This is a genomic window from Paraburkholderia lycopersici, from assembly GCF_900096975.1.
Lineage (GTDB): Bacteria > Pseudomonadota > Gammaproteobacteria > Burkholderiales > Burkholderiaceae > Paraburkholderia > Paraburkholderia lycopersici.
Window position 1 is genome coordinate 22,808 of sequence record NZ_FMYQ01000041.1, and the last position, 13,839, is coordinate 36,646.

General features: G+C 67.5%; 12 protein-coding genes. 7 read left to right on the plus strand and 5 right to left on the minus strand.

The annotated features are described in order from the left end of the window. Positions 1-126 precede the first annotated feature (126 nt). The 3 genes from BLU17_RS29675 to BLU17_RS29685 all read left to right on the plus strand — a co-directional run bounded on the left by BLU17_RS29675 (position 127) and on the right by BLU17_RS29685 (position 2,972). Positions 127-384: a hypothetical protein gene (locus BLU17_RS29675; protein WP_092005496.1), complete on the plus strand. Its 258-nt coding sequence runs from the start codon at positions 127-129 to the stop codon at positions 382-384. Positions 385-492: 108 nt separating this feature from the next. Further along, positions 493-2,307, plus strand: coding sequence for an aminopeptidase P family protein (locus BLU17_RS29680; RefSeq protein ID WP_092005570.1), 1,815 nt, complete (start codon positions 493-495; stop codon positions 2,305-2,307). A 41-nt stretch (positions 2,308-2,348) separates the two neighbouring features. After that, entirely contained in the window at positions 2,349-2,972 is a 624-nt protein-coding gene (locus tag BLU17_RS29685) for an HAD family hydrolase (RefSeq protein WP_092005573.1), read from the plus strand. A 7-nt stretch (positions 2,973-2,979) separates the two neighbouring features. Here the strand turns inward: BLU17_RS29685 and BLU17_RS29690 are convergent, their stop codons facing one another. The 4 genes from BLU17_RS29690 to ychF form a co-directional block, all read right to left on the minus strand. Further along, entirely contained in the window at positions 2,980-4,137 is a 1,158-nt protein-coding gene (locus tag BLU17_RS29690; RefSeq protein WP_092005499.1) for a DUF748 domain-containing protein, read from the minus strand. 170 nt (positions 4,138-4,307) lie between these two features. Next, positions 4,308-5,975, minus strand: coding sequence for an energy-dependent translational throttle protein EttA (gene ettA, locus BLU17_RS29695; RefSeq protein WP_092005503.1), 1,668 nt, complete (start codon positions 5,973-5,975; stop codon positions 4,308-4,310). A gap of 212 nt (positions 5,976-6,187) precedes the next feature. Then, positions 6,188-6,496, minus strand: a complete 309-nt coding sequence (locus tag BLU17_RS29700) for a DUF3761 domain-containing protein (protein WP_092005506.1) — start codon at positions 6,494-6,496, stop codon at positions 6,188-6,190. Positions 6,497-6,594: 98 nt separating this feature from the next. Beyond that, a complete protein-coding gene (gene ychF, locus BLU17_RS29705) occupies positions 6,595-7,689 on the minus strand; it encodes a redox-regulated ATPase YchF (RefSeq protein WP_092005509.1) in 1,095 nt (364 codons plus the stop codon). Positions 7,690-8,012: 323 nt separating this feature from the next. Between ychF and BLU17_RS29710 the strand changes: the two genes are divergently transcribed. From BLU17_RS29710 to BLU17_RS29725, 4 genes are all read left to right on the plus strand, one after another. Further along, a complete protein-coding gene (locus BLU17_RS29710; protein WP_092005512.1) occupies positions 8,013-9,185 on the plus strand; it encodes a UbiH/UbiF family hydroxylase in 1,173 nt (390 codons plus the stop codon). A 182-nt stretch (positions 9,186-9,367) separates the two neighbouring features. Continuing rightward, positions 9,368-10,111, plus strand: coding sequence for a DsbC family protein (locus BLU17_RS29715; protein WP_092005515.1), 744 nt, complete (start codon positions 9,368-9,370; stop codon positions 10,109-10,111). A 124-nt stretch (positions 10,112-10,235) separates the two neighbouring features. Then, on the plus strand, positions 10,236-12,026 hold the full coding sequence (locus BLU17_RS29720; protein ID WP_092005517.1) for a M61 family metallopeptidase: 1,791 nt from the start codon (positions 10,236-10,238) through the stop codon (positions 12,024-12,026). Between the two features lie 212 nt (positions 12,027-12,238). Beyond that, positions 12,239-12,835 (plus strand): FMN-dependent NADH-azoreductase, encoded by a 597-nt coding sequence (locus tag BLU17_RS29725; protein ID WP_092005519.1) that lies wholly within the window; start codon positions 12,239-12,241, stop codon positions 12,833-12,835. Positions 12,836-12,923: 88 nt separating this feature from the next. Here BLU17_RS29725 and BLU17_RS29730 read toward each other — a convergent pair whose 3' ends face one another. After that, positions 12,924-13,688, minus strand: coding sequence for a uracil-DNA glycosylase (locus BLU17_RS29730; protein WP_425434158.1), 765 nt, complete (start codon positions 13,686-13,688; stop codon positions 12,924-12,926). Positions 13,689-13,839: the final 151 nt, after the last annotated feature.

Below are 13,839 nucleotides of genomic sequence, written 5' to 3' on the forward strand. Positions count from 1 at the left end.
CTACGCGGGAAGCGCCGAGCCGACCGTTTTCCAGTTAAAAAGAGACATAGCCAAGAGAGAAATGCTAGCCCTCGCACTTCGGCGGCCCTATCAGACTTGTCCGAAAATCTATGGGACGAGTCTTTAATGGGCTGGCCCGGTATCGTTGTTCTCGGACTGGTGGTGGGCTGTGCGGGATGGTGGCTCCATCCCTTGCGCGGTGCCGCCCGTCACGGACTCGCGCTGGCGGTCGCGGCCGGCGTGCTCGGCGCGGCGCTCGCTAACGAAGCCGGCAGTGCGACCGGCCTTTTCTACGATGGCGAGTTGCTTCAATGGCCGCTTTGCGCGGCGCTCGCGCTCATTTTCGCAGGCCTGAGCGTCGCGCTGCGCGCGCGGCGGCCCTAGCCGCGCCGCCGGCCCTTGCTGAGCGCCTTATCTGGCCGATTCGTGGCCGAAACGTGGCCGCACCATCGTATTCAGCTATCCCGCTTCGAATTCTTCGCAGGTGAAAACATGAACGCCCGACTCCCCGAAACTTCCTCGATTCCCGAGCGCATTGCCGCGTTGCGCGCTGCGATGACGCGCGCCGGCGTGGATGCCGCCCTCGTACCCTCCGCCGATCCGCATCTCTCCGAATATCTGCCGCGTCGCTGGCAGGGGCGCGAATGGCTCTCGGGCTTCACCGGCTCCGTGGGCACGCTCGTCGTGACGAAGGATTTCGCGGGCGTCTGGGTGGACAGCCGCTACTGGGTGCAAGCCGAGCAGCAACTCGCCGGGACCGGCATCCAGCTCATGAAAATGACGGGCGGCCAGCAAAGCGCGCCGCACATCGACTGGCTTGCGCAGAACGTGAGCGCGGGCGGCGCCGTGGCCGTGGACGGCGCGGTGCTCGGCGTGGCCTCGGCGCGCGCGCTCGCGGACGCGCTCAAGGCGCGCGAGATCGCGCTGCGCACCGACCTCGATCTGCTCGACGACGTCTGGCAGGGCCGGCCGTCGCTGCCGCTCGATCCCGTCTACGAGCACGTCGCGCCGCACGCCGACACGAGCCGCGCCGGCAAGCTCGAGCAGGTGCGCCGCGCGATGGCGGAGAAGGGCGCGCAGTGGCACTTCATCTCGACGCTCGACGACCTCGCGTGGCTCTTCAATCTGCGCGGTGCGGACGTCAACTACAACCCCGTGTTCGTCGCGCACGCGCTGATCGGGCCGGACGAGGCAACGCTCTTCGTCGCCGACGGCAAGGTGAGCGAGACGCTCGCGCAGGTGCTCGCGAAAGACAACGTGCGCGTCGCACCGTATGCCGGCGCGGCCGCCGCGCTCGCGGCGCTGCCCGCGAAGGCGGCGCTGCTCGTCGATCCGCGCCGCGTGACCTATGGCTTGCTGCAGGCGGTGTCGCCGGCGGTGAAGCTCGTGGAGTCGGTCAATCCGAGCACGTTCCTCAAGTCGCGCAAGACCGCCGCCGAGGCCGGCCACGTGCGCGCGACCATGGAGCAGGACGGCGCGGCGCTCGCCGAATTCTTCGCCTGGTTCGAGGCGGCGCTCGGCCGCGAGACCATCACCGAGCTGACCATCGACGAAAAGCTCTCTGCCGCGCGCGCGCGCCGTGCGGGTTTCAAGTCGCTCTCGTTCGCGACCATCGCGGGCTTCAACGCGAACGGCGCCATGCCGCACTACCGCGCCACGCCCGAGTCGCACAGCGTGATCGAAGGCGACGGCCTGCTGCTCATCGACTCGGGCGGCCAATACCTCGACGGCACCACCGACATCACGCGCGTCGTGCCGGTAGGCACGCCGGGCGCGGAACAAAAGCGCGACTTCACGCTCGTGCTCAAGGGCATGATGGCGCTCTCGCGCGCGCAGTTCCCGCGCGGCATCCGTTCGCCGATGCTCGACGCCATCGCGCGCGCGCCGATCTGGGCGGCGGGCGCCGACTACGGCCACGGCACGGGCCACGGCGTGGGCTACTTCCTGAACGTGCACGAAGGGCCGCAGGTCATCTCGCACTACGCGCCGGCCGAGCCGTGGACGGTGATGGAAGCGGGCATGATCACCTCGATCGAACCGGGCATTTACCGGCCGGGCAAGTGGGGCGTGCGGATCGAGAATCTCGTGCTGAACCAGCGCGCCGAAACGACCGAATTCGGCGAGTTCCTTCGCTTCGAGACGCTCACGCTCTGCCCGATCGACACGCGTTGCATCGATCTCGCGCTCCTGCGCGAGGACGAGCGCGCATGGCTCAATGCCTACCATCAGACCGTGCGCGTGCGCATTGCGCCGCACGTGAGCGGCGAGGCGCTTGCGTGGCTCGAAAAGCGCACGCAGCCGATCTGATTTCCTTCGGCATTCCCATTGCATTCAAGCGGAGCAAGCGCATGACGATCAAGGCGGTCGTGTTCGATTTCGGCGGGGTGCTCGTGGACTGGAGCCCCGAATACCTCTATCGCAAGCTGATTCCCGACGACGACGAGCGCCGCTGGTTCCTCACGCACGTCTGCAAGATGGACTGGGTGATCCGCCAGGACGGCGGCGAACCGATTGCCGTCGGCACCGAAGCGCTGGTCGCGGCGTTCCCCGCGCACGAGGCGCTGATCCGCGCGTTCTACGAGCGCTGGCACGAGATGATCGGTGGGCTGCTCGACGGCGGCGTCGCGACCTTCGAGCGTCTGGAGGCCGCGGGTGTGCCGGTCTTCGGCCTCACCAACTGGTCGGCGGAGACGTTTCCTTGGGCGTGGGAGCGCTTCGGCATCTTGCGGCGCTGCCGCGACGTCGTCGTGTCGGGGCGCGTGAAGCTCGTGAAGCCCGATCCGGCGATCTTCCACGAGATGTTCCGCCGGATCGAGGCGCAACTGCCCGGCGTGAGGCCCGAGGAACTCGTATTCATCGACGACAACGCGCGCAACGCCGAAGCCGCCGCGGCGCTCGGCTGGCATGGCGTGCACCACACGACCAACGCCGCCACCGACGCGAGACTGCGCGAGCTCGGCCTGCCGGTCTGAGCCCGCTTCATTTCGAAGCGGGCGCCGGAGCCACCGGCTGCAACAAGCTGCGCAATGCGTCGGCGATGCCCTTCGCCGTTTGCCCGGCGCCCTTTGCCACGCCCTCGGCGCTCACGCCGAGCGCCTGCGCGAATCCGGCGCGCAGCTCCGTCATCAGGTTTTCGTTGAGCTTGAACTTCGGATCGCGCAGGTTGCCGTCGAGCACGAAACGCAGCGTGATCGCGCCCTTGTGCGCCTTCAGCGCGGCCACGGCGGCGCGCGTCGGGATCGAGAGAAACGTGTCGACAGGGTCGTTGCTTTGCGCGAGTTGCAGGTCGTGCAGCGTGACCGTGCCCGGCGCATGCAGGTGATACCCGCGTACGGTCGAGGTGAGATCGAGGTCCAGCGTGCCGCCGGCCACGTTGGCCTTCGCGCCGGCCTTTTTCAGCAGATATGGATCGATCGTCCTCACGTCCACGCCGCGCAGTGTCGTGTGCGTCTGCGAATCCTTGCTCGCGATCCGCATCCAGCCGTCGAACGTGACGCGGCCCGTATGCGCGGGACCGACGACGTTTCCCGTTACCGAGATGCGCGTGGGCTCCGCGAGCGCGGGCAGATGGATATCGTCGACGCTCGCCAGCGCGCGGTTCACCGTCACGCGCCACGGCGGATTGCTCACCGAGCGGTCGTAGAACTCGAATGCGCCGTTTTCGAAACCGATATGGTCGATGACCTTTTCCTGCGGCAGGCTGCGTTCGCCCTGCGCGCCGCTTGCGGGCTGCGAGCCTTGCGCCATGGAATCGCGCAGATTCGGCAGGATCAGGATCGAGCCGCTCTCGCGGCGCAGCACCGTCATTGTGAAGTCGCTTACGACGATGCTGCGGATATGCACGCGGTGCGAAAACAGGGCGCGCAAGTCGGGCGTGATCGTGATGCGGGCGGCGTGGAGCGTGTCGGCGGTGGGCCAGTCGGGCGGGGGTTTCAGGCGCACGTCGGCGAGTTCGACGGACGAGAGGTCGAACGCGACGTCGACGTGCGCCGCCGTGCCGACGGGCGCCAGCGCGCGCTCCACGTAGGCCTTCGCCTCGCGCTGGAGCGCGTAGAGCGTGACGAGCGCCGCGAGCGCGAGCAGCGCGACGACGATCGCCACGATGAGGAGAACCCGGTTGCGGAGCGGCATCGCCATGCGGAATTCCTTGCGGGGAACGGGCTTGAGGACTCAAGCGTAGCGGCTTTCGCGCAACCGCCGTGCCGCGCGTGGCTCGATGCACGATCGATGCGCGTGGTCAAAACGAAACGGCGGCCCGAGGGCCGCCGTTGCCGTCGATTTGCGAAAGGCGCTGGCGCGCCTCCCGGTTACCGGCTGATCGGCTTGTAGCGCAGACGCTTCGGACGCGCCGCTTCCTCGCCGAGGCGCTTGACCTTGTCGGCCTCGTATTCCTGATAGTTGCCGTCGAAGAACGTGACCTGCGAGTCGCCTTCGAACGCGAGGATGTGCGTGGCGATGCGGTCGAGGAACCAGCGATCGTGCGAGATCACCATCACCGAGCCCGCGAATTCGAGCAGCGCGTCTTCGAGCGCGCGCAGCGTTTCGACGTCGAGGTCGTTCGACGGCTCGTCGAGCAGCAGCACGTTGCCGCCCGAGATGAGCGTCTTCGCCAGATGCAGACGGCCGCGTTCGCCGCCCGAGAGGTTGCCGACCACCTTCTGCTGATCCCCGCCCTTGAAGTTGAAGCGGCCGATGTACGCGCGCGACGGCGTTTCGTACTTGCCGACGGTCAGCACGTCCGCGCCGCCCGAGATTTCCTCGAACACGGTCTTGTCGGCGGCCAGCGCGTCGCGGCTCTGGTCGACGTAGGCGAGCTTGACGGTCGGGCCTTGCACGATTTCGCCCGAATCCGGCTGCTCCTGGCCCGTGAGCATCCGGAACAGCGTGGATTTACCGGCGCCGTTCGGCCCGATGATGCCGACGATCGCGCCCGCCGGAATCTTGAAGCTCAGGTTGTCGATGAGCAGACGATCGCCGTACGACTTGCTGACGTTCCTGAACTCGATCACTTCGTTGCCGAGACGCTCGCCGGCCGGAATGAAGATTTCCTGCGTCTCGTTGCGCTTCTGGTATTCCTGGCTCGACAGTTCCTCGAAGCGCGCGATCCGCGCTTTCGACTTCGCCTGGCGGCCCTTCGGATTCTGGCGCACCCACTCCAGTTCCTTCTTGATGGCCTTCTGGCGCGCCGATTCCGACGCCTCTTCCTGCTTCAGGCGCTCTTCTTTCTGGTCGAGCCAGCTCGAATAGTTGCCCTTCCAGGGAATGCCGTGGCCGCGGTCGAGTTCGAGAATCCACTCGGCGGCGTTGTCGAGGAAGTAGCGGTCGTGGGTCACGGCGACGACGGTGCCCGGAAAGCGCGTGAGGAACTGTTCGAGCCACTCGACCGATTCGGCGTCGAGGTGGTTGGTCGGTTCGTCGAGCAGCAGCATGTCGGGCTTTTCGAGCAGCAGCTTGCAGAGCGCGACGCGGCGCTTTTCGCCGCCCGAGAGATTGCCGATCTTCGCGTCCCACGGCGGCAGGCGCAGCGCGTCGGCGGCCACTTCGAGCTGCTGCTCGGGGCTGCCGCCGTCGGCGGTCGCGAGGATCGCCTCGTACTTCGCCTGCTCGGCGGCGAGGGCGTCGAAGTCGGCGTCGGGTTCGGCGTAGGCCGCGTAGATCTCGTCGAGCTTCTTCTGCGCGTTGAACACGTCGCCGAGCCCTTCCTCGACGGCTTCGCGCACGGTCTTTTCCGGATCGAGCTGCGGCTCCTGCGGCAGATAGCCGATGTTGAGGTTGGGCATCGGCGTGGCTTCGCCTTCGATGTCCTTGTCGACGCCGGCCATGATCCGGATGAGCGTGGACTTGCCCGAGCCGTTCAGGCCGAGCACGCCGATCTTCGCGCCGGGGAAGAACGACAGCGAGATGTCTTTCAGGATCTGGCGCTTGGGCGGCACGATCTTGCCGACCCGGTTCATGGTGAAGACGTATTGGGCCATGAGAGTGTCTTTGGAGAAACGGGAAAAGGGGGCGGGACGCGGCGCGCGCCGTGTCGGAACCGCGAAATGGGGGTGTTGCGCAAGCCGCTATTGTACGGGGCGCGGGCGATGGGGGGAGGAACCGGGCAGGCGGCGGGCGGGCTCGTCGCCTTGGCCGTCGTGGCGGGGGCGTGGCGGGTTCGTGGCGGCACGCGGTGCCTATGTCGTCCGGCCTATAGCCACCGCCCGACGCCGCCGTGCCGCGAACAGGTGCCGCTGTGGTGGCGGCTGAAGCTGTAGGTGCCGTCGCGGCACTGGGCGCTCGCGCCCTCGGGCACGCGGCCCGAGCGAGAGTGGGCGGGCGAGTGGACGGTGTCGCCCGAGCGGTTCTGGTAGCTGTGGTGGTTGTCGAGATCAGTTTCGTCGGGCGTCGCGTAGGTGGGCTGGAACGCGAAGGCGGGCGCGGCGACGCAGAGCAGCGTCAGGAGTGTGGCGGCGAAGCGGGAGATGCGTGTGGCGTGCGGGGTTCCGGGCAGGTGCATGTCGATGGTCTCTCGTCTTGTCTTGTTATGGTGAGCGAAGCGGGGCGCAAAAAAAAGCCCGCGCGGAGGCGGGCTTCGATCGTTCGGGCGGCGGTGTCTCAGACGTTGAACAGGAAGTTCATCACATCGCCGTCGCGCACGACGTATTCCTTGCCTTCGGCGCGCATCTTGCCGGCTTCCTTCGCGCCGGTTTCGCCCTTGTACTGGACGAAATCCTCGAACGCGATGGTCTGCGCGCGGATGAAGCCGCGCTCGAAGTCGGTGTGGATCACGCCCGCGGCCTGCGGGGCCGTATCGCCGACGTGGATCGTCCACGCGCGCACTTCCTTCACGCCGGCCGTGAAGTAGGTCTGCAGGCCGAGCAGCTTGAAGCCCGCGCGGATCACGCGGTCGAGGCCCGGCTCGTCCATGCCCATGTCGGCGAGGAATGCGGCCTTGTCTTCGTCTTCGAGATCGGCGATTTCGGCTTCGATCGCGGCGCACACGGCCACCACGGGCGAGCCTTCGGCCTCGGCGTACTTGCGCACGGCTTCCAGGTGCGGGTTGTTCTCGAAGCCGTCTTCCTTCACGTTCGCGACGTACATCGTCTTCTTCGCGGTGATGAGGCAGAACGGCTTGAGGAGCGCCTGCTCGTCCTCGTTCAGGTCGAGCGCGCGCACGGGCTTCGCCTGGTCGAGCTGCGCGCGCACCTTTTCGAGCACGGCGACGAGTTTCGCGGCTTCCTTGTCGTTGCCCGACTTCGCGGCCTTCGAATAGCGCGTGAGCGACTTCTCGACCGTGCCGAGGTCGGCGAGCGCGAGTTCGGTGTTGATGACTTCGATGTCGGCGAGCGGATCGACCTTGCCCGCCACGTGGATCACGTTGTCGTCCTCGAAGCAGCGCACGACGTGCGTGATGGCGTCGGTTTCGCGGATGTTGGCGAGGAACTGGTTGCCGAGGCCTTCGCCCTTGCTCGCGCCCGCGACGAGGCCCGCGATGTCGACGAACTCGACCACGGCCGGCACGACGCGCTCGGGCTTGACGATCTCCGAGAGCGCTTTCAGGCGCGGATCGGGCACCTCGACCACGCCGACGTTCGGCTCGATGGTGCAGAACGGATAGTTTTCGGCGGCGATGCCCGCCTTGGTCAGCGCGTTGAACAGGGTGGACTTGCCGACGTTGGGCAAGCCGACGATGCCGCATTTGAGGCTCATGAAAATCTCTGCATGTCAGGGTGGTGACGTGCGGCTCGCCGCGCGCGAAGCGCCCGGGTCCGGGCGTCTCGCGAAAGCGCAGGCGGCGGGCGGGGCGGCGCAGGTGGCACGTCGGGGGGCGTGACGCGGGTCAGCGGGTCACGAAAACCGTAATTGTAACCTTCTCCGGCGGCGGGTTCGGGGCGGGCCGCGCCGGTAGCCGCCGCGAGTCGCGCATTCGCGCTGCGACGCCTTGTAGCGTCGGGCGGCGCGCGTTCTTTGCTGCGTCGCAACAATGCCCCATCCGTCCCTGTCAGACAAGTCCTCGCGGCTATAATGCGCGGATGACTGCAAGCAACCAGACCTTTGACGTCGCCGTGATCGGCGGCGGGCTCGTCGGCAAGTCGGCGGCGCTCGCGCTGACCCAGGGCGGCTTGCGCGTGGCGCTGCTCGCGCAGCCCTGCGCGTCGCTGCCGGCCGGCGCCGTGTTCGACGCGCGCGTCTACGCTTTCTCGCGCAGTTCGCAGGCGCTGTTCGAGCGGTTGCGGGTCTGGCAGGCCGTCGACGCCGCGCGCCTCACTCCCGTCTTCGACATGCGCGTATTCGGCGACGCCGCCGCAGAGCTGCATTTCTCGGCGTATCAGGCTTCCGTTTCGCAGCTCGCGTGGATCGCCGAGTCGTCGGTCGTCGAGCGCGCGCTCGACGCGGCGCTGCACTTCCAGCCCAACCTCACGTGGATCGATACGCGCGCGCAGACACTCGACGTGAAGCCCGACGCCGCCGTCATCGGCCTCGCGAATGGCCGCACGATCGAAGCCGATCTGGCGGTCGGCGCCGACGGCGCGCATTCGTGGGTGCGCTCGCAGATCGGCTCGAAGGTCGCGCGGCGCGATTACCGTCAAACGGGCGTGGTCGCCAACTTTCTGGCGCAGAAGCCGCACGGCGAAACGGCGTACCAGTGGTTCCGCGAGGGCGAGATCATCGCGCTGCTGCCGTTGCCTGACCAGCACGTGTCGCTCGTCTGGTCGGCGCAGACGGAGCACGCCGACGCGCTCCTCGGGCTCGAACCGGAGCAGCTCGCCGCCGAAGTCGAGCGCGTTTCGCAGGGCCAGTTGGGCGCGCTCGAATGCGTGACGCCCGCGCGCGGCTTTCCGCTTTCGCTGCAGACCGTCGATCGCCTGATCGCGCCGCGCGTCGCGCTGGTCGGCGACGCGGCGCATCTCATCCACCCGCTCGCCGGCCAGGGCGTGAACCTCGGCCTGCGCGACGTCGCCGCGCTCGTCGACGTCGTCGCGAAGAAAGAGGCGTTCCGCGACCTCGGCGACACCGTGCTGCTGCGCCGCTACGAACGCGGCCGCCGCGAGGACATCCAGAAGCTCGTCGTCGCCACCGACGGCCTGCAGCGGCTCTTCTCGGTTCCCGGCACGCTCGCCCGCGCGGTGCGCAACACGGGCATGGCCTTCGTGGGCGCGCAGCCGCTGCTCAAGCGCTGGCTCGTGGCCTCGGCGCTCGGCTGACGGCCACGCGCCTGCCGCCGCAGCGGGCATTTCGGTGCTCGCGGCCCGGTGCGGCTTAGAATGGGCGTATTCGCTCTGCGGTGCCGGCGAAGCCAGCGCTTTCTGCGCCCGCCGCGCGGCCATCCAACGGAACCTTGCGCGCGCCAGCATTGCGCGGCGCGCCCGAATCAGGAACGCATTCCATGCAAACGCGCAGACACTACACCACGCGCGTCGCCGCGCTCGCGCTCGCGGCGGCTGCCTCGGCGCTCGGCTGCTCGGCGCAGGCCGATCAGACCACCGACAAGATCAGGTCGGCGCTGCAGTCGCGCCTCGGCATCGACGCCGGCGACATCAAGGGCATCACGCGGGCGCCCATGCCCGGCCTCTACGAAATCAATCTCGGCACGCAGATCGTCTACAGCGACGCCAACGGCGACTACGTGCTCAACGGCGAACTGATCGACACCAGGGCGCATCGCAATCTCACCGAGTCGCGCCTCAACGAGATCAACCGGGTGGACTTCGCGAAGCTGCCGCTGGACAACGCGGTCAAGGTCGTCAAGGGCGACGGCAAGCGCAAGATGGCCGTGTTCTCCGATCCGAACTGCCCGTACTGCCATCAGCTCGAAAGCACGCTCAAGTCGATCGACAACGTGACGGTCTACACCTTCCTGTACCCGGTGCTCTCGCCCGATTCGACGGCGAAGGCGAAGCAGATCTGGTGCTCGTCCGACCGCGCGAAGGCGTGGGAGTCGTGGATGGTCGACCGCAAGGCGCCCACGGCGGCCGGCACCTGCGACACGGCCGCGATCGACAGCAATCTCGCGCTCGGCGCGAAGATGAACGTGACCGGCACGCCCACCGTGATCCTGGCGGACGGCACGCGGCTGCCCGGCGCGGTCAGCGCCGAGCGGCTGGAGCGCGGATTGAACGGCGCACATTGAAGCCACGCCTGAACCCGCCGGCCGCCTTCGCGGCCGGTGCTTTTTTGTCCGGCGCGTTTTGCCCGCCGCGCGTGCCGTAATCGCATTCCGTGTCCGCTGACCGAACCTCTCACCGATCCCGCCGATGAAGCCGATCCGATACACCATCGTCCCGAAGAATCCCGCCGCACATCTGTTCGAGGTGACGCTCACACTCGTCGATCCCGCACCCGAGGGCCAGCGCTTCATGCTGCCCGTGTGGATTCCGGGCAGCTACATGGTGCGCGAGTTCGCGCGCAATATCGTCGCGCTGCGCGCGTTCAACGACGCCGGCCGCAGGGTGCGCGTGACGAAGACCGACAAGCATTCGTGGCAGGCCGCGCCCGTGAAGGGCGCGCTCACGCTGCGCTACGAGGTCTACGCGTGGGACCTGTCGGTGCGCGCCGCGCATCTCGACGACACGGTGGGCTTCTTCAACGGCACGAGCGTGTTTCTCGCGGCGCTCGGCCATGAGGAGGCCCAGCATGTCGTGGATATCCAGCGTCCCGACGGCCATGCGTACCGTCACTGGCGCGTCGGCACGGCGCTCGCCGAGGCGCGCGGCACCAAGCGCTACGGCTTCGGCGAATATACGGCCTCGTGCCATGACGAGCTGATCGATCATCCGGTCACGCTTGGCGAGTTCACGCTCGCGAGCTTCAAGGCGCATGGCGTGCCGCACGACATCGTGATCGCGGGCCGCGTGGTGTCGCTCGACACCGAACGTCTGGCCGCCGATCTCAAGAAGATCTGCGAGGCGCAGATCGCGCTCTTCGAGCCCCGCACGAAGCGCGCGCCGATGGAGCGCTACGTGTTCATGACGCAGGCCGTGAGCGACGGTTACGGCGGCCTCGAGCATCGCGCATCGACGGCGCTCATCTGCAACCGGACGGACCTTCCGGTGAAGGGCAAGCCGGAGACGTCGGAAGGCTACCGCACCTATCTCGGCCTGTGCAGCCACGAGTACTTCCACACCTGGAACGTGAAGCGCATCAAGCCCGCCGCATTCGTGCCGTACGACCTCGCGCGCGAGGACTACACGTCGCTCCTGTGGCTTTTCGAGGGCTTCACGTCCTATTACGACGATCTGATGCTCGTGCGCAGCGGCCTCATTTCCGCCGACGAATATTTCGGTCTCCTCGGCAAGACGATAGCCGGCGTGCTGCGCGGCGCGGGGCGCCTCAAGCAGAGCGTCGCGGAAAGCTCGTTCGACGCGTGGGTGAAGTACTACCGCCAGGACGAGAATGCGTCGAATTCGATCGTGAGCTACTACACGAAGGGCTCGCTCGTCGCGCTCTCGTTCGATCTGGCCATTCGCGCCGAAACGAACGGGCGCAAATCGCTCGACGACGTCATGCGCCTCCTGTGGCAGCGCTATGGACGCGACTTCTATCGCGGCAAGCCGGTCGGCGTGGGTGAGGACGACGTCGAGGCGCTGATTGCCGAGGCGACGGGCGTGGAGCTTGGCACGCTCTTTAGCGACGCGGTGCGCGGCACGCGCGATCTGCCGCTCGCGGCGCTGTTCGAGCCGTTCGGCGTGACGCTCGAAGGCGAGCCCGAACGCGGCGCGAAGCCTTCGCTTGGCGCACGCCTGCGCGGCGGCGCGGACGCGACGCTCGCGGTGGTCTACGAAGGCGGCGCGGCGCAGAAGGCCGGGCTTTCGGCCGGCGACGCGCTCGTCGCGCTCGACGGCCTGCGCGTGACGGGTTCGAATCTCGACACGCTGCTCTCGCGTTATCAGCCCGGCGCGAAGGTCGAGATACACGCGTTTCGCCGCGACGAGCTGCGCATTGCGCGCCTGACGCTCGATGCGCCCGATATTGCGCGCTACAAGCTCACCGCCGCGGACAAGCGCGCGGCCGTGCGCGGCCTGCGCGAGCGCTGGCTGGCGGCCTGATCGCACGACGCGAGAGGCTGCGTTTCGCGCAGTCGTTCGCGCGGCGACACCGAAAACGGCGCGGGGCATGACGCCCGCGCCGTTTTCATGCCGGCGATTGTTCTATCGCTGCAACAATCCGTCATCGGCGGACTACTTTTTCGGGGCGCAGCAAAAAAACACAATGCCTTCACTCGCGCAACGTTGCGCAACTGAGACCCGAAGGAGCCACCATGACCACGATCCTGCAAATCAATTCCGCCGCCCGCTCGCAAGGCGCCCAGTCGACGCTGCTCGTCAACGAATTGACGGCCAGGCTGCAACAATCGAATCCGGGCGCGCAAGTCGTCACGCGCAACCTGCAAGCCGATCCGCTGCCGCATCTCGACGACGCCGTTCTCGGCGCGTTCTTCACGCCCGCCGAGCAGCGCACGCCGGAGCAGCAGGCCATCGCCGCGCGCAGCGAAGCGCTGATCGCGGAACTGCAGGCAGCGGACATCGTCGTGATCGGCGCACCGCTCTACAACTTCGGCATCTCGTCGCAGCTCAAGACGTACTTCGACTGGATCGCGCGCGCCGGCATCACGTTCCGCTACGGCGCGAACGGTCCGGAAGGCCTCGTGACGGGCAAGAAGGTGTTCGTGGTCTCGGCGCGCGGCGGCAAGTACCAGGGCACGCCGCACGACAGCCAGACGCCGTACCTGAAGTCGTTCCTCGGCTTCCTCGGCATGACCGACGTGAACTTCATCTACGCCGAAGGCCTGAACATGGGCCCGGAAGCGGCAAGTGCGGCACTCGCGAGCGCGCGCGAGGCGATTGCTGCGGCATAACGCTGCCGGTTGACTGCCGTAAAAGCAGAAACGCCACGAAAGCAATTTCGTGGCGTTTTTCATTGCGCGGCGTTGCGCGATGCGAGGATCAGGCGAGCACGACGCCTTCCTCGGGCAAGCGCCAGTCGATCGGCTGACGGCCATGCGCCCGCAGATACGCGTTGGCCTGCGCGAAATGCCCGCAGCCGAGAAAGCCGCGATGCGCGGAAAGCGGCGACGGATGCGGCGCTTCCAGCACGCAGTGCGCACCCGGGAGCAGCGCGCGCTTGTTCTGCGCGTGCGCGCCCCAGAGCATGAACACGAGATGTTCGTGGCGCACGGCAAGTTCGTGGATCAGCGTGTCGGTGCAGCGCTCCCAGCCGCGTTTGGCGTGGCTCGCGGCATTGCCTCGCTCGACGGTCAATACGGTGTTCAGCAGCAGCACGCCCTGGCGCGCCCATGCGTCGAGGCAGCCGTGTGAGGGCGCCTCGATGCCGAGGCTTGCCGTGATTTCCTTGAAGATATTGCGCAGCGACGGCGGCGGACGTACCGAAGGCGGCACCGAAAACGCGAGGCCGTGCGCTTGCGGCGTGCCGCGGTCTTCGCCGTGGTACGGGTCCTGGCCGAGAATCACGACCTTCACTTCGTCGGGCGAGGTGAGGCGCAGCGCGCGGAACACATCGGCGGGGTAGACGGTTTTGCCGGCGGCGCGCTCGTCGTCGACGAAGCGGCAGAGCGGCGCGTAAGCGTCGCTCGCGATGAAAGGCGCGAGCAGTTCGCGCCAGGCGGCGGGCAGCGCGTCGAACTGGTCTTCGAGGCGCGTCGTCGTGCCGGGCGCGGTCGCGGCCGGCGGCGTGGCGGATTCTTTGGACATGGCTTGAGCGGGCGTGCTGACGGGCGCGTGGGCGGGCGCCGGGAATTCGGCGTCGTCGAAAAGCGAGAAGATCGTGATCTGGCGCGGGTCGACTTCGGGCAGAGTCGGCGCGTCGAGCGTGGCAAGCGCCGTGTCGGGCAACTCGTCGTCA